Raw genomic sequence first — 22,193 nt, forward strand, 5'->3', positions numbered from 1 at the left:
CCGCCTACGGGTTGTTCGCGACGCCCGCGTCCACCTGGGCCTCGACCCCGCGTGCGCCGGTGATGGCGGCGTAGCTGGTGCCGGCGATCGCAGCGCCGATGATCGGGGCCACGATGAACAGCCAGACCTGGGCGAGTGCGCTGCTGCCGGCGAACCAGGCGACGCCGAGCGACCGCGCCGGGTTCACCGACAGGTTCGTGACCGGGATACCGACGAGGTGGATCAGGGTCAGGGCGAGACCGATGGCGATCGGCGCGAACCCCTTGGGCGCCCGGTCGTCGGTCGCGCCGAGGATCACGTACAGGAAGAAGGCGGTCAGGACGACCTCGACGATCAGGCAGGCCAGCAACGAGTAGCCGCCCGGTGACCGGTCGCCGTAGCCGTTGCTGGCGAAGCCGCTCTCGACGGCGCTGAACCCGTCCTTGCCGCTGGCAACTGCCAGCAGGACGGCGCCGGCCGCGCCGGCCGCGACGATCTGGGTGGCGATGTACGTCGGGACCCACTTCCACTCGATCCGCCGGGCGACCGCGAGGCCGATCGTGACCGCCGGGTTGAAATGACCGCCGGACACGTGGCCGACGGCGAACGCCATGGTCAGCACGGTCAGGCCGAAGGCCAGCGCCACGCCGAGGTAACCGATGCCGACCGGCACCTTGTCCGGGCTGAGGACGACACCGGCCAGCACGGCGGCACCACAGCCGCCGAACACCAGCCAGAACGTCCCCAGGAATTCCGCGCCGATCCGAGCCGCAGGACTGGGTGATTCCACGACTGCCTCCTTGAGGACCCCCCGATGGAGTGAAGCACTGTTGTCACAGTAAGCCATCACGTCGTGACATTTAGTGAAATCGGTGTCGATTGAGCCGCGGCCGGGCGGCAGTGGGAGGATTGCGGGCGTGTTCGCAGGAAGTGCTGAGATCGAGAAGGCGGCCGCGGTGCTGCGCGCCGGGGGCCTGGTCGCGGTCCCGACCGAGACCGTGTACGGCCTGGGCGCGAACGCCGAGGACCCGGCGGCGCTGGCCCGGATCTTCCAGGCCAAGGGCCGCCCGCCGTCGCACCCGCTGATCGTCCACCTCGGCTCCGCGGACCAGCTCGGCGACTGGGTCGCGGAGGTGCCGGAAACGGCCCGCCGGCTGGCCGAGCACTTCTGGCCCGGGCCGCTCACACTGGTGCTGCGCCGCGGTCCCCGGGTTCCGCTCGAAGTCACCGGCGGTCTGGAGACGGTGGCTCTGCGCGTCCCCGCGCACCCGGTCGCGCTCGCGCTGCTGGCGGCCTTCGGCGGCGGTATCGCGGCTCCGTCGGCGAACCGGTTCGGCTCGGTCAGCCCGACCACGGCGGATCATGTCCGTGCCGAGCTCGGCGACGCCGTCGACTTCGTGCTCGACGGCGGGCCGTGCCAGGTCGGCCTCGAGTCGACGATCGTCGACGTCAGCGGCGACACGCCGACCGTCCTGCGCCCCGGCGGAGTCACCCGCGAGGACCTGGAAGCCGTGCTCGGCGTCCGGCTCGCGGTGCCCGCGACGAGCCACATCCGGGTGCCGGGTCAGCACCCCTCGCACTACGCGCCGAACGCCAAGGTCGTCCTCGTCGAGCCGGGCGACGTCGTCGCCGAGGCCGAGTCCGCCCAGGAGCGCGGGCACCGGGTCGGCGTCTTCCTCCCGCCCTCGCTGGCCGGCGCCGCCGTGAAGGCGCACGCGGTGGTCGCCGTACCGGAGTCGGCGGAGGTGTATGCGCGCGAGCTGTACGGATTCCTCCGTGAGCTCGACCAGCGCGGCTGCGACCTGATCATCGCCTCGCTGCCGCAGGAGAAGGACCTGGGCCTGGCGATCGCCAACCGGCTCCGCCGCGCCGCCGGTCCCCGCGGGGCCTGACTACTTCCGGGTGCCGGAGGCGCCGCCGAGTACGGCTCCCACCAGCGTGACGAGCAGGATCGCCGCGATCGCGATCAGCGCCGCCCGGGGCCGATCGGGCTCGGCGACCGGGACCACCGACCAGTCGATGCGGGCCACGACGTCGTACTCGCGGTCCGCGAGGTAGCCCAGCCCGGCCAGGACGGCGGACGCGAACCAGCTGAACAACCAGACCTCCAGGCCCTGCTGGGCGCCGTGGGTCGGCACCATGCGCGCGGCGGCGTACCCGCCCGAGAACGCACCGACGGCCACCGACACGACGAGGAGTGCCCACAGGCCGACGAAGAGCCAGCCGCTCGACCAGTCCTCGAGTTCGTCCCAGCCGATCACCGTGCCGACCCCGCCCACCAGGGCCATCAGCAGGACCGACGTGCTGCCGGCAACCAGCCAGCCGAAGAACGCGACGCCGAAGGACGCACCCGCCGGCCGTGGTTCGGCCCGCCGATGTTCCGCCGGCTGAGCGTCGGCCGGCCGAGTGCCGACCGGCTGAATGTCGACCGGCTGAATGTCGACCGGCTGAATGTCGACCGGCTGAGTGTCGACCGGCGCAGCGTCGACGTCCTCGTCGGTGTCCCAGTCGCTGTCATCCACCGTGCTCACGCCAGGCCACAACAGTTCGTCCAGCCCGACCTGGATGACCTGCTCGGACCGTTTTTCTCGATGAACCGTGCCTCGCCGACGCGCCATGGCGACTCCCCTGACAAGCACACCTCTCAACGACGGTGCACTCGCCATCCTGGTACCCCGATGCCCCACCCGCCACCCCTCGGCCGACCGGCGACTAGGGTCGGGCGCATGGGGCAGAGTGATGCGGACGTCGCGATCGAGGCAGCCGAAGCGGGCGCGGCGGTCGTCGCGGCGTCGTACGGTCGTGAGCACCTCAGGTTCGCGAAGTCGGCGACCGATTTCGCGACGCAGACCGACCTCGATGCCGAGCAGGCGATCACCGCGGTGCTCTCGGCCCGGCGGCCCGACGACGCCCGCGAAGGCGAAGAACTCGGGCGCTCAGGCCCGGCGGCTACCGCCCGTCGCTGGCTGATCGACCCGCTGTGCGGGACGCTGAACTTCGCGGCCACGACACCGCTGATGGCCGTCAACGTCGCCCTGCTCGACGGTGGTCGCACGATCGCCGCGGCCTCCGCCGACCCGATCGCCAGGGAAACGTTCTGGACCGACGGCATGTCCGCGTCCGTCCGGCGCGCCGGCGACGACCACCCGTTGACACCTTCCGGCCTGACCGGACTCGTCGAGATCAATGCCGACCGTCCCACCGGTGCCGCATCGGTCAGCGCCCAACTGGTCACCGATGTCGCGTTCCGGGCGCAGTTCTCACCGCGCGTGCTCTCCTCGACGCTGGGCGTCGCCTGGGTCGCGGCCGGCCGGCGCGCGGCGTACGTCACCGACGGCGAGCTCCGCGATGACCTCCACTTCGCCGCCGGTCTCGCCCTCGCCGAGGCGGCCGGCTGCCTGGTCACCGACCTGTACGGCGCCCCGCTCGGCACCAGCGACGGCGCCGTGATCAGCGCCTCTGTCGAAGTACACACAGCGATCCTCGGTTACCTCGTGCCACACATCGAAAGCCTGCGTGGACCTATTGGCTCTTGAGGAACCGTTCGGGGTCACCGGCGGCGCTGGCGGCGGAGGCCAGCCAGGCCTGGAAACCGTCGGGGTCGCGGCGGCCGAGTTCGTCCAGGCAGCGCTGGCGTTCCAGGACGATCCGAAGGCGATGCGCATCGCTCGTCGCCCGGCGCAGTGCGTCGTAGCTGTCGCGCCACTGCCGGCACAGCTCCGCGGTGCTCAACTCCGGTAGCGTGGCGCGGCGGGTTCGCCCTCGTCCGCTGTACCACCGCACCGCGGGGGGCGAACTCACTCCGAGGAGCAGGACCAGCCAGAGCACGGTGTTCCCGAGAACGTCGATCAGGCCGAGAATCATCGTGCTCGCGCCCGCGAGCGCCGCCACCACGACGGACACCTGCAGCCTCGACCAGCGGGCGATCCAGGTGTTGTCGCGGCTGTACATCGCCGCGGCCGTCGCGCCCGCCGCCGCCGCGAGTCCTACCGCGAGCAACACGATGTCCACGGGCAGCAACAGCAGGGCAGCGGCAACGCAGAGCACGATGAACGCCACGCAGAAACCCCACCAAGCGGAGCGGTAGAGCGCCATCCGCGCATCCGCCGTCCCCTCGGCGTCGGAGAACCGGCCTGAGCCCATGGCGGAGCCTCCCCCCGTCGGACGCCAGGGCGGCCGACTACGTCATGTCTCCACAATGCGCCGCGAGTCCTCCCCCGGCTAGGGTCCGAAGTCCCGAGATTTCGCCCGCGGTCAGCGGCGGCAGGGCCCAACGGCACCGCCGATGAGGCCGATCGGCCCTTGGAGGCGAACGCCGCGGCGCGGTCGACTGGAGGCCGCTCGAAAGGCGGGTCGATGGTCGAGACAAGCAACCGGGTGCAGGCGGCCCCGGCGCCCGGGGTGACCGGTGCGCAGGTCTGGAAACAGCTGGAGAAGCGGTCGTTCGCCGTACTGAGCTATGTCACGCCGACCGGTGAGCCGAGGTCGAGCGGCGTCGTGTACGTCGCCGCGCCCGGCCGGCTCTACGCCGCCGTCGCCCCCGACAGCTGGAAGGCGAGGCACATCCCGGTCACCGGCCAGGTCGCGGTGACGGTGCCGGTACGGCGCGGCGGTCTGCTCTCGCTCATCTGGCCGATCCCGCCGGCCACGATCAGCTTCCGGGCCAGGGCGGTCGTCCATCCGCGGGGAGCCCTGGACGTCGACTCGCTGTCGTCGCAGCTGGCCACGCTGGTACCGGCCGAGCGGCTGGCCGACACCCGGATCGTGGAGATCTTCCCGGAGGGCTTCTTCCTCACCTACGGCATCGGTACTCCGTTGCTGAAGCTGCGCGACCCGGCCGCGGCGCGTGCCCGCGTGCGGGTGGGGTGAGTACCTCGCCTGGTCAGTGCGTGAAGCTGCCGACCGGCGCGAGACGGAAGGGCTGGACGACCTCGGTGGTGTACCCCGACCGGTCGCCGCCCGCCCCGCGGTAGACCTCCCACGCGTCGCCCGTACGGACGGCCTGCTCGGCCTTCAGCCAGTCGTCGATCGCCTGATAGGCGTCCGCGACATCCGCGTACGACCCGATGTGCCGGGCCACGACGACCGGCCCGGCGGGCAGGCTCGACGGCCGGACCTCGCCGTCGCCCTCGATCTCGGCAGGGACCGGGAACCCGGCCTCCAGCAGGTAGGAGCCGTCCGGGAGGAGGTGGTCCCGGGCGAACGGGAACCCGCACGCCGCGATCCCGTGCCGGTACAGGTAGTCGGCGACCGTGGAGAAGGCCGCGTCGAACCAGCCGACGACGTCACGACGCCCCAGTGTGGCCCGCAGTACCGCGGTCGGCTGCTCGCGAACTGTCCGGAACTCGGCCTGCATGTCCCCTCCCCAGGTGGTTTCATCCCCTCCACCATGACCCCTGCACCGCGAATTCGGGAGGGCCCTTGGTCCTGGATCCAGGAATTTCCGGCTAGGACGCCGCGCCGCCGGCGTGATGCAGCTGCTCGCGGTCCCGGGCGTAGTAGACGGACTCGACGACGACCAGGACGGCCAGCACCGCGGTCAGTACGCCGAGCTGCCCCAGTGCGGGCACCTTGCCGACGAGCAGCGCCGCGACCACCAGCGCCAGCGCTGCGGCCAGCCGGGTCGTGCCGACGATGTGGACCGTGCGCCACTTGAAGCCGACATGACCGAGCAGGTAGACGACGACGCCGAAGTACAGCGCGTACAGGCCGATGCCCTTCAAGGGATCGGCCAGGTCGTGGTGCTCGGCATCACCGACGGACTCCAGGACCTTCTTCAGCCCGAGGGCGAGCAGCACGACGCCGGTCACCATCGGGAAGTGCCAGAAGGTGTACGCGTCGCGGGCCATCACCGACCGGGTCTCCTCGGGCTCCGCCGCCAGCGCGTGCTCGCCGTAGTGCACGGTCGCGTCGAAGTAGATCCACCACAGCGCGGCCGACACGGCCAGGCCGAGCAGCGACGCGACCAGGATCGGCCAGGAGATCGGCAGGTCCGTGACGCCGACCCCGATCGCCACGATCGACTCGCCGAGCGCGATGATCACGATCAGCCCGTGCCGCTCGGCGAAGTGCGACGCGGACCGGAACCGCCAGCCGCGGGCGTCGATCAGGTACGTGCCGCCGTAGTCGGCCGCGAGCGCGCCCGCCCACAGCGCGGTCTGGGTCCAGCCGTGGAACTGCGACGCGACCAGCAGCAGCGCCGTGCCGCCGAGCATCGACGGCGTGAACCGCGCCAGGGTACGGCGCAGGGTGCGGTCCCCGTCGGCGATCAACCAGAACAGCACCAGGTGCAGCGCCCGGAACGCGAAGTACGCGCACGCGATGACGACCGGGCCGGGCAGGCCGCCGGGCAGGTCGTGGAACGCCTCCGGGATCGCCAGCGCGATCACGAACATCGCCGCCATCGCGAGCAGCAGCACGCCGCGGAACGTCCCGACGTCGGCCTTCACGATGTTGCACAGCCAGGCGTAGCCGATCCAGCTCCACCAGAGCAGCCCGACCAGCAACAGCCCGCGGACGACGCCGTGCCAGGTCAGGTCGTGCGCCATCAGTGCGGTGATCTGCGTCAGCGCGAACACGAACACCAGGTCGAAGAACAGCTCCAACGTGGTGACCGGCTGGTCGCGCGCCGCCTCCGTGACCCGAAGCGGATGCCTGAACGTCGCCATACGCCGCATCCTGCCACGCCCCGGCGTCTCCTCCGGCAAGTCCCGGCGCAGTGCCGGACCGGTCCCGGGCCGTCTGCCGAGGCCGGTCAGGACCTTCGCCCGTTCGTCCGTCGCACCGCCGGGCGGACGATCGAGGTAGGCACATCGGCGGAGGACTCATGAAGCACGCTGACACCACGTCCGCGGGGATGCTGCACCGGCTCGATCGGTGGATGTACCGGGGCGGCCGTCCGAACCGGGTCGCGCGGGTGCTGAACCGGATCGGGGCGGTCCAGTACGCGCACCGGATCGCGGCGCCCCGGCAGGCGGTCACGCTGGAGGTGGTCGGCCGGCGAACCGGCAAGGCCATCTCGTTCCCGCTGGTGCTCACGCCGTACGACGGTCAGCGGTACCTGGTCTCGATGCTCGGCGAGCACACGAACTGGGTGCGGAACGTCCGCGCCGCCGACGGCCGGGCCGTCCTTCGCTCCGGTCACCGCGAAGCCGTACGACTGGTGGAGGTCGAACCGGCCGACCGGGCGGCAATCCTGCGCAAGTACCTCGACCTGGCCCCCGGCGCGAGGGCCCACCTCCCGGTCGACCGCACGGCCCCACTCACCGAATTCGAACGCATCGCCCCGGACTACCCCGTCTTCCGCATCACGCCTGCCCCGGCATGAGCCGGAAACAGCGCTTCAGCGGGGTTCGTCGGGGAAGGTTGGTGTGCCGCCGCCGGAGAGGGCGAGGGCGTGGTCGGCCAGGGTGTAGGGCGCTCCGGCGGCGATGGACATGCGGGGCCAGTCCTGGAGGCCGGTGCGGAGGGCGGCGATGTCCTCGTTCCGCACCGGGTCACCGGCGCGTGCCGCGGTCATGGCGCGGACGGCGGCGGCCGAGATCGGCAGCACCGTCCGCAGTGCGTCGAGCCACGGCCGGAGCTCGGTGGCGATCGGCCCGTCGAGCGCCGCGGCGGCGATCGCGGCCTGGGCGACCGTCTCGTCGAGCGCGGACAGGGCCGTGGGGTCCGGACCTGCCAGTGCGCGCAGGCACGCCTCGGCGAGGCGGCCGGGACGTTCGGCCAGGATGCTCGGCCCGGCGAGTTCGGCCAGTACCTTGAGGGACTTGCCCTGACCGGTCTCGTCCAGCGCCCGCGCGAACGATTCGCCGGGGTCGTAGCCCTGCGGATCGCGCGCCCAGTCCAGCGCCGTACACAACGCGGGCAGCCCGGCCAGCGGTTGCAGCGCCGCGTTCGCGCCGTACCCGGCGAGGACGTCCGCCAGCCCGGGATCCCAGCCCTGCAGCGGCGCCAGCGGGAGGCGCCGGGGCGTCAGGGTGTTCGCGAACGTCGCCTCGACGGAATCCCAGTCGTTGACCGGGTAGTTGTCCCACAGCCAGATCGGGCGCCGGAGTTGCTCCGCCACCGCGCGCACCTGAGCGGCCGTGATCGTCGGCGAGATCACGGCCGGCCCGGTCCAGCAGGCGGCGAGATCGCTGTGCAGCAACGCACCCAGCCGCTCGCGGTACCGCGACGACTCGACGCCCCAGTAGTGCGTCGGGCACACCAGCAGCTCGACCCCGAGCTCGGCGAGCCGGTCGTGGACGGCGTTGACCACACCGGCCTGTGCCGCGGCCATCGGGTGCGGGTCGTCGACGTACGCCGACCTGGTGGCCGGATCCAGCTCCGCGTCGATGTCGTCGAACGCGATGATGACCCGGCCGAACCCTCGCCGCGCGATCTCGGTCACCCGCTCGATCAGGACGGCCAGCTCGCCCGCGTCGGCCAGTCGCATCGCCCGCTCGCGGCGCAACGGCGCACCCGGTGAGACCCGCCAGGTGGCCGTCATCCCGAGATCGTTGGTAAGAGCAACCAGTTCGTCCAGGTGGTTGCCTTCCGCCCCGTACGGACGCCGCCAGTCCGGTCCGGTCCGTTCGTCGGCGGAAGGACCGTAGACATAGGCCGTCGCGCCGTGCCGGTGGGCGCGGCGGACGACCTCGGCACGGTCGGCGGGACTCCACAGAGGGCCGTAGAAACACTCCAGGACGGCCCGGTCGGTGATCGGCACGGCTCGTGTCTACGGGCGTGCTGTCGTGGTTGTCAATACTGGACTAGACGAGTTGACGGCAACTTGTCGTCAGGCGCCGCGAACCAGCCGGTCGCCGAGGTCCGAGCGCCGGTACAGCACCGAGCGGCCGTGGCGGGCCGACAGCAGCAGACCGGCCGCGCGCAGCGCCCGCAGGTGCTGGTTGACCGCGGTCGGTGTGACGCCCAGGCGTACGGCGAGTTCGGTCGACGATGTCGGCGTCTCGAGCAGGCTCATCAGCCGCGCGCGGACCCCGCCGATCACGCCGACCAAGGCATGCGGCGGGCTGGTCGTCTCGGTCTGCCACAGCGTCCCGAGGCCACGGGCCGGGTACATGATGTGCGGCGGCTCGTCGGCGGAGATCGGCGTCGACGCCCGCCGGCTGAACAGCGCGGGGACGAGCGTCAGCCCACGACCGGCGGTCGAGCAGCGGTACGAGAGGTCGCTGCGCAAACGGACGGACACAACGCCGTCCTCGAGGCGGACATGCGGGTCGATATCGGCGAACATCACCGCGAGGCCGGACTGCGCCATCACCCGCCCGCGGTACACGACGTCGGCCTCCAGCACGGTCCGCATCCGCTGCCAGTACGGCTCGAAGCATGCCTCCCAATACTCGCCAAGCGCCGACAGCACCCGGGCGAGAACCCGGTCCGGCCGGCCTCGCAGTGCCGGCGGCAACCCCATCGGATGGACCTCCGCGAGATCCGCGCGCACGACGGACCCGGGCGTGCCGGCGAGGGCGGCGAACTCGTCGTCGATCCTGCCCAGCGGCGTGTACGGCCGCGGCGTGAGGAAGTCCGGCGTCCACAGCGCCTCGTTCGTCAGCGCGCGCAGCAGGTCCAGCCGAAGCGCGGCGCGCGCCGGCTCGGTGGCCCGCAGCCAGGGCAGCTGCAACGGGAATCGGCCGGGGTCGCGCAGGGTCCGCAGCGACAGCACCAACTCGTTCAGCGGCGAGATCGCGAAGCGCACCTCACCGAGATCGTTGCCGACGAGCTCGTACTGGATCATGAAGCAATACGCTACATCGGTGGCGTCGTCGCGCGGGCGGATGCGACAACTGACGGGTGCCTGAGCTCCTGCGTGATCCCGTCGAACGGGCGCTCGCCAGCGCCGTCGCTGCCCTCTCCCTGTCCCGCGGCATGTTCTTCGCCGTCAGTGCCCTCTACTTCACCCGCGGCGTCGGCCTCTCGCCGGCCACCGTCGGAATCGGCCTCACCGTCGCCGGTGCGGTCGGCGTCCTGGCGTCGTACGCCGGTGGCCGGCTGAGCGACCGCGTCGGCGCCGACCGGCTGCAGCAATGGGCGCTCGCCGCGAACGGTGCCGCTTTGCTGGGCTACGCGTTGGCCCGCGATGTCGTCAGCTTCGTCCTGGTGGCAGCCTGCGTCTCCGCGTCCCGCGGTCTGCAGAGCACCGCGCAGATGACCTTGCTCGCCCGCTGGTACGTCGGCCCGGAGCGGGTCACCGTCCGCGCCCGGCTGCGCGTCGTCATGAATGTCGGCATCGGCATCGGCACCCTGCTCGCGGGGCTGGCCCTCCTGGTCGACACGGCGACCGCCTATCGCCTGACGGTGATGCTCGTCGGCGCGATCACCATGCTCGGCACGATTCCGCTGATCGGTCTGCGCCGCAGGGTTTCCGGGCTGCCGGAGCGGATGGATTCCGCGGCCGCCCCCCAAGCACCGCGAGGCCCGTCGCCGCTGCGCGATCGGACGTACGTCGCGTCGACGGTGCTCAACGCCGTACTCGCCATGCACTTCGGGCTGACGAGTATTGGCATCCCGCTGTGGGTCGCGGACCACACCGAGGCCCCGACCGTCGTGGTGTCGGCGCTTCTGGTGGTGAACACCGCCTACGTGGCGCTGTTCCAGGTGCGGGCGTCGCGCGGCACCCAGGATCTGCGCACGGCCGGACGATCGGTACGCCGCGCCGGCCTGCTCCTATTCGCCGCCTGCGTGCTCTTCGCCGTCGCCGGTCACCTCGGCGCCGCCGCCGCGACCGGCGTACTGCTACTGGCCGCCCTTGCTTCCTCGGCGGCCGAGACCCGCGGCGAAGCCGGCAGCTGGGGTATGGCGTTCGAACTCGCCGACCCCGCTCGGGCGGGCGCCTACCAGGGCCTCAGCCAGACCGGCCTCGCGCTCGCGCTGATGCTCGGCCCGGCGGTCGTCACCACCACCGCCGTCGACCACGGCACCCCCGGCTGGATCGCCCTCGGCACGATCTTCGCCCTCACCGGCGCCGCGACCGCGGTCCTCGCGAACCACGCCGCCAAGGACCGGTCCGCGCTCGTCGACCGGCCCGCCGCCGGCGTTTCGTGAGCGCTACGGCGTAGGGGTGGCCGACGGGGGCGGTGTGCTCGTGGACTTCGGCGTCGCCGTCGGCGACGGGCTCGGCGAGGACGCGGTGGGAGTCGACGACGGCGTGGGCGACGAGGACGACTTCGTCGGGGTCGGGGACGACGAGGGGGTCGCGCTCGGCGTGGCCGACGGCGTCGGCGTCGTCGGAGTGGGCGTCGGCGTCGGACTCGGCGTGTCCGACGGCGTCGTGCTCGGGGTGGTCCGCGTCGTCCGGCCGGCCTGGGAGGGCCGCGTCGTCGTCGGGTCGCTGGTCGTCGCGGAGGTCGTCGGGGTGGCGGCGGACGTGCTCGGACGCGGACCGACGTCGACGGTCGGCGGCAGGTCGTCCCCGGTGTTGCGCAGGCCGATACCCGCCGCGATCGCGCCGGCCAGGACCAGCACGGCAGCGGCGGCGATCAGCAGCGGCTTCCGCCGGCCGGCCGGCCCGGCCACCGGTGGAGCCACCGGTGGGACGACCGGCTCGGCCGGTGCTTCCACTGGTGGTTCGACGGCGAGCGGGATTGTGGGGAACATCTCGGCCGCGAGCGACATCACGGTGAGCTGCTCGGCCGTCGGACGGTCCTCTGGCGCCTTGGCCAGCATCCGCAGCAGTACGCCGTCGTACGGGCCGGCCAGCTCCGGACGGAGTTGAGCCGGCGGGACCGGCGGTGTGTCGACGTGCTGGTACAGCACCGCGGTCGGGTGGTCGCCGACGAACGGCGGGCGACCGGTGACCAGCTGGTACAGCACGCAGCCCAGCGCGTACACGTCCGACTCCGGTCCGCCCTGCAGGCCCCTGGCGCGCTCGGGGGCGAGGTAGTGCGGGCTGCCGAGGATCTCGCCGGTGACCGTCAGCTCCTGGGTCTCGGCTCCGGGCAGGTGGGCGATCCCGAAGTCCGCGACCTTCACGGTGCCGTCGGCCGTGACCAGCAGGTTGCTGGGCTTGATGTCGCGGTGGACGACGTTCTGCGCGTGCGCGGCCGCGAGGCCGACGGCGGCCTGCTCGACGATCGTGATCGCGCGCTCCCACGACAGCGAGCCGCTCTCGGCCAGCTCGGCCGCGACCGACCGGCCCTCGACGAGTTCCATCACCAGGTAGAAGGTGTCGTCGTACTGCCCGAAGTCGTACACGGCCACGATGTGCGGATCGGTCAGTCGCGCGGCCGCCCGCGCCTCCCGCTGGAACCGCTCCACGGCCGAGGTGTTCTCCCCCGACCGGAGCATCAGCTTGACCGCGACCTCACGCCCCAGCGTCTCGTCGGTCGCCCGGTAGACCTCCCCCATACCGCCCCGCCCCAAGGACGCGCCCAACCGGTACCGCTCCGCGATCAGCATCCGACTCCCGTACCCATGCCACTCCGCCCACAACCGCCCGAAACCACCAAACCTCCAGAGTATCCCCCGCCCCGACGCGCCCTTAGCCTGGCTGGAAGGGGGTGCGTGGCATGGGCGGGGAGATCGCGGTCCTGGGGGCCACCGGACGGCAGGGAGGCGCGGTCGCACGGCATCTGCTGGCCGCGGGCCGGCCGGTGCTCGCGCTCACCCGCGACCCGGAGTCGCCCGCGAGCAGAGCGTTGCGGTCCGCCGGCGCGAAGGTCGCCCGATGCGACATGGACGACGCAGAATCACTACACCGTGTGTTCGCCGGGGTGCACGGCGTCTACAGCGTGCAGAACCCGATGATCGCCGGGCACGAGGGTGAGATCCGGCAGGGAACGAACGTCGCGGACGCGGTGCGGGCGACCGGCGTACGGCACGTGGTCTACGGCTCGGCGGGGCCGGGTCTGCGCGGGACCGGCGTCGACTCCTGGGAGTCCAAGCTGATCATCGCCGACCACCTGCGCGCCACCGGCGTTCCGCTCACCGTGTTGCGGCCGATGGCCTTCATGGAGCTGATGACCGACAAGGACTTCTATCCCGCGGTCTCGGTCTGGCACGTGATGCCGAAGCTCACCGGCGATCGGACACCGATCCCCTGGCTCGCCGTCGACGACCTCGGCGCGATCGCGGCCCGGGCGTTCGCCGACCCGGCCCGGTTCGCCGGTGCCGAGCTGCCGCTGGCCGCCGAGTTCCGCTCGATCGCCGACTGCCGGCGGGCCTGGGCCGCGGCGAAGGGCCGGCCTCCCCGGGGCTTCCCGATGCCCGTCCGGCTCTTCGAACGCTTCGTCGGCACGGACCTGACCACGATGTGGCGCTGGCTCGCGAACCACCCCGAGCCCGCCGATCCGGCCTCGACCGCGTCACCACGGTCGAGAAGTTCCTGGCCGGGCCACGTCAGGGATAGCTGACCACGTAGCGCTGCTGGTTGCCCGTGTTCGCGGTGCCGCCGGTGGAGTTGATGACGTTGGCGATGGTGCCGACGCCGCCGAGCGAGACCGAGACCAGGTCGTGGAAGCGGACGCCGGCGGTGTCCGGGACCTCGAACGAGCGCGCCGCGACGATCGAGGTGTTCGGGCTGAAGAAGCAGTAGCTGCCGACGCCCCACGCCTCGTGCGACGTGACGCCGTTCGCCACCTTGTACGCCGCCCAGCCCTGCGTGCCGCCGCCGCTCGACCACGAGGCCTGGTCGGGTACGTCGTACGGGAACTCGTTCTGGAAGAAGTACGTGCGGCCGCCGTTGCCGTTCCAGAGCACCTCGTACTGCTGGTAGTGCTCGACGAACAGCCCGTACATCGTCACGTCGTTGCCGTTGACCACCAAACCGTTGGCGGCGGTGTTCACGGTCCAGCCGACGCCGTCGCCGTGGTCGCCGCGCCACAGCCAGAGGTGGTCGCCGATCACGTCGTTGCTGTTGACCTGCACGCTGACCGTGGCCTTGCCGACATGGGCGCCGCCGACTCGTGCGTACACGTTGTGCAACGAGGTCGGGTTGGCGGCGTGACTCGCTGTCGACCCGGCCGGACCGACCTGGATCAGCACCGGCGAGTTGACCGGTCCCGCGTCGACGAGCAGACCGGCGAGCTTGACGCCGTCGACGTCCGCGACGCTGATCGCCGCCTGGCCGGTGTCCGGGATCAGTGTGGCCAGGCCGAGACCGAGGACGACGGTGTTCGGCCGGTTCACCCGGATGGTGTCGTTCAGGTGGTAGACGCCGGGCGTGAACAGCAGATGCTTGCCCTGCTCGAGAGCGGCGTTGATCGTCTCCACGGTCGCGCCCGGCTTGACCACGAAGAAGTCGGCCAGGCTGATCGACGAACCGGCGGCCGGGCCGTGCGACCAGCTGGTCCCGGCCGTGGCGGACCGGATCGCCGGCACGAACACGTTGTAGTTGCCCGCCGCATCGACGTACAGGAACGGCTTCTCGCGGACCTTCGGGGTCTGGCCGACGACGGTGTGGGACGGGTTCGGGAAGTGCTGCGCGGGGGCGCCGGTGGTGCCGACGAACACCATGTTCCAGACCGACCCGTTCCAGGCGCCGAACTCGGAGTTGCGCGACAGCCACTGCTGCTGCGACCCGGAGACCACGGTGTTGTCGATCTTCGTGTCCGCGAACAGCCCGCCGCTGGCCCAGCCGTCACCGCCGTTCCACAGCTGGATCTCCGGCGCGCCCTTGAGATGCATCCGGCGGTACGGCGCCGCCTGGGACACCGCCCAGCGCTCGATCTGGCCGGCCGGCGTGGTCACGGCCAGGTTCTCGGCCGACCGCCAGAAGTTCTGGGTCGCGTTGCCCTTGTTGTTCGGGTTGTCGCCCTGCTGGAGCCAGTCGGCCTCGACCCGCACGTGCCCGTTGAGGTTCACGTCGTCCGGCGACAGGCCGAGACCCGCGGCCTGGGTGTAGAAGCCGAGGTTCACGTCCGCGGTGTAGGTGCCGGGCTTCCACAGGACGGCGTACCGCTGGGTGCCGAACTGGTTCGTGTGCATCTCGGCGGCGATCTGGTCGAGCCGGTTCTGCATGTCGGCCTGCGGCGTGCTCGGGCCGAACACCGACACGTTCGGCCCGAAGTCCGGGTTCGCGGGATCGGTCGGTGGGACGACCGGTCCGCTGCTGCCGTCGACCGTCCGCACCGCGACCTCCCAGAGCGAGTAGCCGTAGCCGGTGCCGCGCTGCGTGCCGGTGATCCGGACGTAGCGGCCGGTCCCGGAGATGTCGAGCGATTGCGTACCGCCGGTACCGCTGGTGGTGTCGTAGACCTGGCGCCAGGCGGCGGCGTCGTCGGACAGCTCGATCCGGAACGCCTTCCCGTACGCCGCCTCCCAGCTGAGGCCGACCTGGCAGACCGCGACGCTCGATCCGAGGTCGATCTGCAACCACTGCGGATCGGAGAACGCACTCCCCCAGCGCGTCGCCGGGTTCCCGTCGACCGCGGCCGAGGCCGGCAGCCCCGCGTTCTCGGTCGACGACGCGGTGGCGGGGCGGTTCACCGCGACGTTGCCGGTTCCACAGGCCTGCGTCGAGGCTCCCGCGTCAACGGCTTGACCGGCGCCGATACCACCGGCGACGAGTGAGAGCATGACGAGATACCGCAAGTACTTCATGGCGAGTCCAATCGGTGGGGCGGAACGGAACTAGGCGGATTCGCGGATGATCAGTCCGGGGTCGAAGACCACCGAGGTCAGCTCGGTGGCGCCGGACAGGTGGTCGAGCAGGATCGCGGCCATCCGTTCGGCCATCTGCTCGACGGGCTGGGAGATAGTGGTCAGCCGCGGCCGGGCGAGTTGGGCCGGCTCGCTGTCATCGAAGCCGATCAGGGCGACGTCGTCCGGGACCGACCGCCCGTGCTCGTGCAGGACGCGGAGGGCGCCGACCGCCATCAGGTCGTTCGCCGCGAAGACCCCGTCCGCGTCCGGGACCGTCGCGAGCAGTTCGGCCATCGCGCGCTCGCCGCTCCCGATGGTGAAGTTGCCCCGGGCAACCTCGACGTACGGCACGCCGCGGCGTTCCATCGCGCGCTGGAACCCGGCGAGGCGGTCGTTCGCGGCCGGCAGGTCGGCGGGCCCGGCGATCGTCACGACCCGCCGGCACCCGCGGTCGGCCAGCCGGTCCGCGGCCAGCGCGGCACCGGCCGCGTGGGCGAGGTCGACGAAGCTGATCGGCACCGGCACCGCCGGCCGCGCGAACAGCACGGCCGGGACCCCGGCGTCGACGAACAACCGCGGCAGCGGGTCGCCGGCGTGGGTGGAGACCAGCAGGGCGCCGTCGGCGTTCCCGCGCCGGACGAAGTCGACCGCCTCCTGCCGGGCCTCGCCGGAGTCGGCGAGCATCAGCGTCGGGTGCATCGAGCGCGAGCGCAGGTGCCGCAGCACTCCCCCGGTGATCCGCCCGAAGAACGGATCCCGGAAGAGCTGGTCGGCCGAGCCGTCCGACCCCGAGATCACCAGTGCCACGGTTCCGGTCCGGCCGTTGACCAGGGTCCTGGCCGCGGCGTTCGGGATGTAGCCGGTGGTCTCGATCGCCTTGGCGACCTGGTGCCGCATCCGCGCGTCGACCGTGGTGCTCCCGTTCACCACCCGGGACACCGTCGCCCGCGACACCCCGGCCGCCTTGGCGACGTCCTCCAAGGTCGGCGTCCGCTGGGACAGCTTCTCTCGCACTCCGCACGACCTCAGTTCTTGTAGATGCCGAATTCGTACAACGAGTAGCCGTACCCAGTGCCGCGCTGCGTCCCGGTCAGCCGCACGTACCGCCCGGAACCGCCGGCCGCGAGGTCGTCGACGTCACCGTTCCCGTCGGCTGTGGCGTACACCTGCCGCCAGTTGTTCCCGTCGTCGGACACCTCGATCCGATAGGCCCGCGCGAACGCCGACTCCCAGATCAGCTGGATCTTGTCGAACGACGTCACCTGCCCGAGGTCCACCTGCACCCACTGTGGGTCCGACCAATCACTGGCCCACCGGGTGGCCGCGTTGCCGTCGGTGACGTTCGACGGCGGGTACGGCGCGCCGTTGCCGACCTGCTGGTACGACGAGGCGGTCGCCGGCCTGCCGCGGGCCACATTCGTCCCGGCGACCGGCGGCGCGACGACCCGGAACGACCTGGTCTCGATGCTGACGTTGCCGTGACCGTCCCGGACGTAGTCGTAGAGCTTCCACACGCCGAGCCGCTGCGGGACGGTGACGGTGAACGGGCCGCTGCCGCTCGACGGCGTGGTCACCAGCGCGCCACTGCCGTCGACGTACTTCCCGCCGACCTTGAACTCGTGCGTGAGCGCGTCACCGTCCGGATCGCCGGCCGCGACGCTCACCGAGATCGTGCCGCCCGCCGGTACGTCGGTCGTGCGGCTGAGCGTCATGCCGGTGATCACCGGGGGCGTGTTGCCGCCCGCCGGACCGCCGTACGCCTGCCGGATCGCGTACCAGGCCAGGCTCTTCTCGTTGCCCGGCGTGATGTTGAACCAGACCGCGCCGAAGTCGTTCTCGGTGCCGTAGTGGAACAGGGTCGCGCCGAGTGCGACGCCGGTGTGGCTCATCAGGCAGTTCCAGGCGTTCGTGTAGCCGTCGCGCTTCTGCACGTCGGTCGGCTGATCCGGTACGCCGTTCGCGTCGTTCGGCACCTCCCACTCGCCGGCCGGACCGCCCTCGGTGAGGATGTACGGCTTCGTGTAGTGCCCGTCGATCCAGTCCTGCTTCACCTGACAGACATGGCCGTACGAGTTCACGGCGAGCAGGTCGAGGTCCGGCGCGTACTGCGCGAAGTACGGCCAGGCTCCGGTCCAGGCGTCCGTCGAGGTCACCGGGTGGTTCACGTCGATGGCGTGGATCGCCTTGGCGGCGTCGTTGACGAAGGTCGCGTACGCGATCCGCTGCTGCTCGAGCTCGGTGCCGGAGTAGCAGTTCTGCAGCCCGAGCACGGACTCGTTGCCGACGTCCCACAGCAGGACGCCCTGGTTGTCCTTGTACTCCGTGGTCCAGCGCCGGATCTCGCCCAGCATCGTGGTCTTGTAGTTCGTATCGGTCACGTAGTTGACGCAGCCGCCGCTACCGGGTCCACCACCAGGCTGGAGCCAGTAGCCCGCGACGACCCGCATGCCGTTCGCGGCTGCGGCGTCGAAGAGCGGTTTGGAGCCGGCGTCGGTGCCCCAGGTCCGCACGGTGTTGACGCCGATCGACTTCAGCTCGGGCAGCCGTTGCGCCGCTTCTGTTGCCGGCGGCCCCCAGGTCAGGCCCTTCACGGTCCAGGGAGCGTCGTTCACCAGCAGCTGCCAATTGCCCTGGCTACCGGCGATGCGGACGGTACCCGAGCCTTGCGGCGGCCCGCCCGTACCGGGGGTGCCGTAGACCTGGAACTCCCATAGCGAGTAGCCGTAGCCGCCGACCCGCTGGGTCCCGTAGAGGCGCACGTACCGGCCGGATCCGCTCACCGCGAGCGTCTCGGTGCCGCCGTGTCCGGTGGTCGTGCTGTAGACCTGGTTCCACTGCTGGCCGTCGTTCGAGACCTCGATGCGGTAGCCGGTGGCGTACGCCGCCTCCCAGCGCAGCACGACCTGGTCCAGCGTGGCCGTCGTCCCCAGATCCACCTGCAACCACTGCGGATCCTGGAACGTGCTCGACCACCGCGTGCCGAGATCACCGTCCACGGCGGCGGTGGCCGGCGTCGACGCGCCCTCGCTCGAGGACGCCGTGACAGGTTTGCCCTGTGACAGCAGGGTTCCCGCGGCCAGCTGGGCGGCCGCGGGTTGGACGAAGCTCAGCAGCAACGCACCGGCTGCCGCGAGTGAGAAGAGTTTCATCGGGGCGGAACTCCTTCGGAGAGAGGTGAGAGAGCGCTCTCTCGCGGCACCGATGTTCCCGACGCCGCACCGCCTTGTCAATGCCTCCCCGGTTCCGGAACCGGCAGAGGGTTGACACTGTGCGGGCCCCGCACGATGGTGGCTGAGAGAGCGCTCTCCCGCGGATCCGTCCACCTGTTCCTCCCGCGGGCTGCCCGATCCACCGCCCCCGCGGAATCCCCCACCGGAGGAGTTCCGTGTTCACCAGGAAGAAGAAACTGCTGTCCGCCGGCGGCGCCGTCGCCGGTGTCGTCGCGGCCTTGCTGACCGCAGCTGCCGGTCCCGCGGCCCAGGCCGACGACCTGGTCACGCACCACGAGTTCCAGGTCAACTGCACCGTCCACCACCGCGCGCCCGACGACCCGATCGTGTTCCCGAACCTGCCGGGCGCGTCCCACGAGCACAGCTTCGTCGGCAACACCACGACGAACGCCGCCACGACGCTGGACAGCCTGAACGGCGCCGGCGCCTACTCGACCACCTGCCTCAATCCCGACGACCTGTCCGCCTACTGGTGGCCGACGATGTTCCGCGGCGACCAGCCGGTGATCCAGACCTGGGCACAGGTCATCTACTACAAGTCCGGCATCCTCGACTACCAGGCGGTGCGCCCGTTCCCGCCGGGTCTGCGGTTCGTGGTCGGCAGCCCGTCGGCCACCCAGGACGCGTTCCGGACCGCACCGGGCGCTGTCGAAGGCTGGGAGTGCGGCGACAGCTTCCACAACTGGGACTTCCCGGCGAGCTGCCCGGCCGGGACCCAGCTCAACATCCGCTACCAGGCGCCGAGCTGCTGGAACGGCCACGACCTCGACTCGGCCGACCACAAGAGCCACATGGCGTACCCGGTCAACGGCGTCTGCCCGGCCTCACATCCGAACCCGGTGCCGATGCTCGAGTTCAAGATCGCCTTCCCGGCCGACGGTGACCTGACCGGGATCCGGCTGGCCAGCGGCCGCGGGTACTCCTGGCACTACGACTTCTTCAACGCCTGGGACCCGCCGACGCTCGCTGCCCTGGTGAGCCACTGCATCAACGGCGGCCTGCAGTGCAACTCGAAGGGGTTCGACCTCTACAAACCCGACCGCGGCCAGGTCCTCGGCGACAACTACCGCCTGCCGGGCCGGCCCTGACAGTTCCTGCGGTGCCGGGCGGGGGCAGACCCCGGCACCGCAGGTCGACCCCCAAGGACCCCGCATGTCTCTCGTACGACGCTTGCTCGTGCTCGCCGGCGCCTTGCTGTGCGGGTTGCTGACCGCGTGCGGCACCACTCAGCCGGCCGCTCCGGACACCCGCTCCACCGTCAACCCGACCGACGCCGCGTGGCTCGAACTGATGATCCCGATGGACGAGCAGTTCCTCCAGATCCTCGACCTCGCCCCGACCCGCTCCCACAACCCCGCCGTACGACGTCTCGCCGCCGAACTCGCGCCGAGCCATCGCACCGAACTCCAGGAGCTCGTCGCCCTGCGCACCCTGGCCGGCCTGCCGACCACCAACCCGCACGAGGGCCACGACATGCCCGGCATGCTCCGCGCCGACGAAGTAGTTGCCCTCAGCAACCTGAAGGGAGCCGCCTTCGACAAGATCCTCGGCACCGAGATCCAGGACCACCTCAACCAGTCCGCACTGATCACCCGCAGCGTCAAGACCGCCGGCCAGTCCCCGGCCGTCAAGTCCCTCGCCACCAGGATCGAGCAGACCCGAACCACCCAACTGGCGTCCCTTCACCCGTCCGGCACCTAGCGTGCGGGTCAGTCCGGACGGGCGCGGTTCGGGACGAGGACGCGGAGCTGGAGTTGGAGGCCGAAGCGGGTGGCGGGGTCGGCCAGGTCCAGGTCGCCGACCTCGACGGCTCGGCGGAGGCGGTAGCGGAAGGTGTTGGCGGGCACCTGCAGGGCGTCGGAGGCGATCGCGACGTCGCCGAACGCGTCCAGCCAGGCGTGCAAGGTCTCGACGAGGTTGCTCCGGTGCCGGGCGTCGTAGCTGATCAGCCGCTCGAGCGACTCACCCGGACGGTCACCGCGCGCCGTGGCCAGGTCGCGGAGTTCGAGCACGAGCGATTCGACCTGGACGTCGGCCAGCCGGGCGATCCGCGGAGCGCCGCGCCGCTCACGGAGCACCCGCAGGGCCCGGTCCGCACAGGCCCGCGCGTGGACGATGCCGGCCAGGTCGCGGGCGGCGGGCCCCAGCCCGATGATCGGGCACATCCGGTCCCCGACCCGGTGCAGGAAATCGGTCGCGATGCGGACGACGCTGTCCTCGGTCGCCGGGACCAGCCCGTAGACCACGCCGCCGACGAGCGCTGCCGCGGATCGTGGCTGCACCGCACCCAGGTGGACGGCCAGCGCGTCGCCGACCCGCTCGAGCTCCTGCGCGACGATCGCCCCGTCGGCCGTTGATTCGCGGAAGGCGACCGCGAGCACGACCAGGGACCGCCCGGCCAGGCCGAGCCGTTCGAGCGCGTCGTGCGCACCCGCACCGCCCTCGAGCGCCGAGCTGAGCAGGTCCGCGCGGAGACGACGCTGGACGTCGGCGCCCGCGCGCACCCGCAACAGGTGCAGGGCGACGAGCTTCACGGCGTCGGTCAGAGCCTCGGTCCGCTCCTCGCTCAGCGGCTCGGACACCGCCGCCCAGATCGAGCCGAGGAACTGGTCTCCCGCGCGGACCGCGATCGCCACCCGGAGCATCGTCAGTCCCGAGCGCCGGTCGGGCAGCGGCTCGATGTAGACCGGCCGGTCGCTGCGGTGTAGCTCGCGGAACACTCCGCGCTCGGACAGCATCCGCGAGAACCGTTCCGGGACCTGCCGGCCGAGGATGGTCTCGACCCGGGACGCGTCGGCCTCGTCCTGGCGGCCGGAGAAGGCCAGCACCCGGGAGTTGCGGTCCTCGATCGTGATCGGCGCGTCGAGCAGCGCGGCGACGGCGTTCGCGACCGCGAACAGGTCGCCGGACGGCAGTCCGCCGAGCGACTCGGGCTCCGCGACGCCGACGTCACCCTCGGCCAGCAACGACCGCAGCATCGCGGCGAGGTGTGCCCACGGCACACCCCGGCTGAGGCCGAGCAGCGCGACCTCCGCCGTATCCGCCGCGGCCCGGACCGCGGGCGTCAACGGCACCGGCGCCCGCAGGACGAGCGCCGCGGCCGCACCGCGGCGCAGGCTCCTGAGCAGGTCCGCGATCTGCTCGGCGTCGTCCAGGCCGACGCCGAGGATCAGCGCGTGCGATGGCAGCGGCGGCGCGTCGACCGGGTCGTGGATGACCACGCCGCCGATGCCGACGGCGGGTTCGGTGTCCCCGTGCACCAGGTCGAGCAGGGTCGCCCCGAGGTCGTCGACGATCCGGGACAGGCTGGCACGCGGGCGGCTCGAGCTCATCGGGGAGAGCACCTCCCGACGGTAGGCGCGGACGCGGCCACAGTACTTCGTCCGGGCGGACAAGATCCAGCAC

The 22,193-nt window shown here is 71.5% G+C and carries 20 protein-coding genes; 8 read left to right on the forward strand and 12 right to left on the reverse strand.

Translation table 11 applies throughout. From position 1 onward, the window contains the following. Window positions 1–4: 4 nt before the first annotated feature. On the reverse strand, window positions 5–769 hold the full coding sequence (gene aqpZ / locus ABZW60_RS19725) for an aquaporin Z (protein ID WP_355478705.1): 765 nt from the start codon (window positions 767–769) through the stop codon (window positions 5–7). Between the two features lie 127 nt (window positions 770–896). Between aqpZ and ABZW60_RS19730 the strand changes: the two genes are divergently transcribed. Next, on the forward strand, window positions 897–1,871 hold the full coding sequence (locus tag ABZW60_RS19730; RefSeq protein ID WP_355478707.1) for an L-threonylcarbamoyladenylate synthase: 975 nt from the start codon (window positions 897–899) through the stop codon (window positions 1,869–1,871). On the opposite strand, the gene ABZW60_RS19735 is transcribed toward ABZW60_RS19730, so the two are convergent. Further along, a complete protein-coding gene (locus ABZW60_RS19735; protein ID WP_355478708.1) occupies window positions 1,872–2,597 on the reverse strand; it encodes a hypothetical protein in 726 nt (241 codons plus the stop codon). Window positions 2,598–2,705: 108 nt separating this feature from the next. On the opposite strand from ABZW60_RS19735, the gene ABZW60_RS19740 reads away from it, so the two are divergent. Then, on the forward strand, window positions 2,706–3,515 hold the full coding sequence (locus ABZW60_RS19740; protein ID WP_355478710.1) for an inositol monophosphatase family protein: 810 nt from the start codon (window positions 2,706–2,708) through the stop codon (window positions 3,513–3,515). Here ABZW60_RS19740 and ABZW60_RS19745 read toward each other — a convergent pair. Beyond that, window positions 3,502–4,122 carry a hypothetical protein gene (locus ABZW60_RS19745; RefSeq protein ID WP_355478712.1) on the reverse strand — a complete coding sequence of 207 codons (621 nt, stop codon included), beginning with the start codon at window positions 4,120–4,122 and terminating at the stop codon, window positions 3,502–3,504. The two genes, ABZW60_RS19740 and ABZW60_RS19745, sit on opposite strands and share 14 nt — an antisense overlap. Before the next feature lie 213 nt (window positions 4,123–4,335). Between ABZW60_RS19745 and ABZW60_RS19750 the strand changes: the two genes are divergently transcribed. Continuing rightward, entirely contained in the window at window positions 4,336–4,848 is a 513-nt protein-coding gene (locus tag ABZW60_RS19750; protein ID WP_355478713.1) for a pyridoxamine 5'-phosphate oxidase family protein, read from the forward strand. Window positions 4,849–4,861: 13 nt separating this feature from the next. Here the strand turns inward: ABZW60_RS19750 and ABZW60_RS19755 are convergent, their stop codons facing one another. Continuing rightward, window positions 4,862–5,335 (reverse strand): GyrI-like domain-containing protein, encoded by a 474-nt coding sequence (locus ABZW60_RS19755; RefSeq protein ID WP_355478715.1) that lies wholly within the window; start codon window positions 5,333–5,335, stop codon window positions 4,862–4,864. A 91-nt stretch (window positions 5,336–5,426) separates the two neighbouring features. Continuing rightward, window positions 5,427–6,647, reverse strand: coding sequence for a low temperature requirement protein A (locus ABZW60_RS19760; RefSeq protein WP_355478716.1), 1,221 nt, complete (start codon window positions 6,645–6,647; stop codon window positions 5,427–5,429). A 158-nt stretch (window positions 6,648–6,805) separates the two neighbouring features. Here ABZW60_RS19760 and ABZW60_RS19765 point away from each other — a divergent pair, with 158 nt between their 5' ends. Beyond that, a complete protein-coding gene (locus ABZW60_RS19765; RefSeq protein ID WP_355478718.1) occupies window positions 6,806–7,306 on the forward strand; it encodes a nitroreductase family deazaflavin-dependent oxidoreductase in 501 nt (166 codons plus the stop codon). 15 nt (window positions 7,307–7,321) lie between these two features. On the opposite strand, the gene ABZW60_RS19770 is transcribed toward ABZW60_RS19765, so the two are convergent. Next, window positions 7,322–8,686, reverse strand: coding sequence for a beta-N-acetylglucosaminidase domain-containing protein (locus ABZW60_RS19770; RefSeq protein ID WP_355478720.1), 1,365 nt, complete (start codon window positions 8,684–8,686; stop codon window positions 7,322–7,324). A 69-nt stretch (window positions 8,687–8,755) separates the two neighbouring features. Next, window positions 8,756–9,715 carry a DUF5937 family protein gene (locus tag ABZW60_RS19775; protein ID WP_355478722.1) on the reverse strand — a complete coding sequence of 320 codons (960 nt, stop codon included), beginning with the start codon at window positions 9,713–9,715 and terminating at the stop codon, window positions 8,756–8,758. Between the two features lie 56 nt (window positions 9,716–9,771). Here ABZW60_RS19775 and ABZW60_RS19780 point away from each other — a divergent pair, with 56 nt between their 5' ends. Beyond that, entirely contained in the window at window positions 9,772–11,022 is a 1,251-nt protein-coding gene (locus ABZW60_RS19780) for an MFS transporter (RefSeq protein WP_355478724.1), read from the forward strand. A 3-nt stretch (window positions 11,023–11,025) separates the two neighbouring features. Here ABZW60_RS19780 and ABZW60_RS19785 read toward each other — a convergent pair whose 3' ends face one another. Further along, window positions 11,026–12,375 carry a serine/threonine-protein kinase gene (locus ABZW60_RS19785; protein WP_355478726.1) on the reverse strand — a complete coding sequence of 450 codons (1,350 nt, stop codon included), beginning with the start codon at window positions 12,373–12,375 and terminating at the stop codon, window positions 11,026–11,028. A gap of 110 nt (window positions 12,376–12,485) precedes the next feature. On the opposite strand from ABZW60_RS19785, the gene ABZW60_RS19790 reads away from it, so the two are divergent. After that, window positions 12,486–13,328 (forward strand): NmrA/HSCARG family protein, encoded by an 843-nt coding sequence (locus ABZW60_RS19790; protein WP_355478728.1) that lies wholly within the window; start codon window positions 12,486–12,488, stop codon window positions 13,326–13,328. Here the strand turns inward: ABZW60_RS19790 and ABZW60_RS19795 are convergent. The 3 genes from ABZW60_RS19795 to ABZW60_RS19805 are packed head-to-tail and all read right to left on the reverse strand — an operon-like array spanning window position 13,315 to window position 18,707. Continuing rightward, entirely contained in the window at window positions 13,315–15,516 is a 2,202-nt protein-coding gene (locus ABZW60_RS19795; RefSeq protein WP_355478729.1) for a discoidin domain-containing protein, read from the reverse strand. The two genes, ABZW60_RS19790 and ABZW60_RS19795, sit on opposite strands and share 14 nt — an antisense overlap. Window positions 15,517–15,546: 30 nt before the next feature. Continuing rightward, entirely contained in the window at window positions 15,547–16,572 is a 1,026-nt protein-coding gene (locus tag ABZW60_RS19800) for a LacI family DNA-binding transcriptional regulator (RefSeq protein WP_355478731.1), read from the reverse strand. 11 nt (window positions 16,573–16,583) lie between these two features. After that, entirely contained in the window at window positions 16,584–18,707 is a 2,124-nt protein-coding gene (locus ABZW60_RS19805) for a discoidin domain-containing protein (RefSeq protein ID WP_355478733.1), read from the reverse strand. Between the two features lie 236 nt (window positions 18,708–18,943). Between ABZW60_RS19805 and ABZW60_RS19810 the strand changes: the two genes are divergently transcribed. Both ABZW60_RS19810 and ABZW60_RS19815 read left to right on the forward strand, forming a co-directional pair. Beyond that, window positions 18,944–19,876, forward strand: a complete 933-nt coding sequence (locus tag ABZW60_RS19810; RefSeq protein WP_355478735.1) for a DUF1996 domain-containing protein — start codon at window positions 18,944–18,946, stop codon at window positions 19,874–19,876. Window positions 19,877–19,940: 64 nt separating this feature from the next. Beyond that, window positions 19,941–20,489, forward strand: a complete 549-nt coding sequence (locus ABZW60_RS19815; RefSeq protein WP_355478737.1) for a DUF305 domain-containing protein — start codon at window positions 19,941–19,943, stop codon at window positions 20,487–20,489. Window positions 20,490–20,497: 8 nt separating this feature from the next. Here ABZW60_RS19815 and ABZW60_RS19820 read toward each other — a convergent pair whose 3' ends face one another. Next, on the reverse strand, window positions 20,498–22,120 hold the full coding sequence (locus tag ABZW60_RS19820; RefSeq protein WP_355478739.1) for a helix-turn-helix domain-containing protein: 1,623 nt from the start codon (window positions 22,118–22,120) through the stop codon (window positions 20,498–20,500). Between the last annotated feature and the right edge of the window lie 73 nt (window positions 22,121–22,193).

It is taken from the genome of Kribbella sp. NPDC003557, from assembly GCF_040610805.1.
In the GTDB taxonomy this organism is placed as follows: domain Bacteria; phylum Actinomycetota; class Actinomycetes; order Propionibacteriales; family Kribbellaceae; genus Kribbella.

What these genes read in the sequence shown, in the direction of transcription:
- ABZW60_RS19735 (WP_355478708.1), bottom strand. Translation starts at nt 2,597, where the DNA reads ATGGCGCGTCGGCGAGGCACGGTTCATCGAGAAAAACGGTCCGAGCAG.
- ABZW60_RS19740 (WP_355478710.1), top strand. Translation starts at nt 2,706, where the DNA reads ATGGGGCAGAGTGATGCGGACGTCGCGATCGAGGCAGCCGAAGCGGGC.
- ABZW60_RS19745 (WP_355478712.1), bottom strand. Translation starts at nt 4,122, where the DNA reads ATGGGCTCAGGCCGGTTCTCCGACGCCGAGGGGACGGCGGATGCGCGG.
- ABZW60_RS19750 (WP_355478713.1), top strand. Translation starts at nt 4,336, where the DNA reads ATGGTCGAGACAAGCAACCGGGTGCAGGCGGCCCCGGCGCCCGGGGTG.
- ABZW60_RS19755 (WP_355478715.1), bottom strand. Translation starts at nt 5,335, where the DNA reads ATGCAGGCCGAGTTCCGGACAGTTCGCGAGCAGCCGACCGCGGTACTG.
- ABZW60_RS19760 (WP_355478716.1), bottom strand. Translation starts at nt 6,647, where the DNA reads ATGGCGACGTTCAGGCATCCGCTTCGGGTCACGGAGGCGGCGCGCGAC.
- ABZW60_RS19765 (WP_355478718.1), top strand. Translation starts at nt 6,806, where the DNA reads ATGAAGCACGCTGACACCACGTCCGCGGGGATGCTGCACCGGCTCGAT.
- ABZW60_RS19775 (WP_355478722.1), bottom strand. Translation starts at nt 9,715, where the DNA reads ATGATCCAGTACGAGCTCGTCGGCAACGATCTCGGTGAGGTGCGCTTC.
- ABZW60_RS19785 (WP_355478726.1), bottom strand. Translation starts at nt 12,375, where the DNA reads ATGCTGATCGCGGAGCGGTACCGGTTGGGCGCGTCCTTGGGGCGGGGC.
- ABZW60_RS19790 (WP_355478728.1), top strand. Translation starts at nt 12,486, where the DNA reads ATGGGCGGGGAGATCGCGGTCCTGGGGGCCACCGGACGGCAGGGAGGC.
- ABZW60_RS19795 (WP_355478729.1), bottom strand. Translation starts at nt 15,516, where the DNA reads ATGAAGTACTTGCGGTATCTCGTCATGCTCTCACTCGTCGCCGGTGGT.
- ABZW60_RS19805 (WP_355478733.1), bottom strand. Translation starts at nt 18,707, where the DNA reads ATGAAACTCTTCTCACTCGCGGCAGCCGGTGCGTTGCTGCTGAGCTTC.
- ABZW60_RS19815 (WP_355478737.1), top strand. Translation starts at nt 19,941, where the DNA reads ATGTCTCTCGTACGACGCTTGCTCGTGCTCGCCGGCGCCTTGCTGTGC.
- ABZW60_RS19820 (WP_355478739.1), bottom strand. Translation starts at nt 22,120, where the DNA reads ATGAGCTCGAGCCGCCCGCGTGCCAGCCTGTCCCGGATCGTCGACGAC.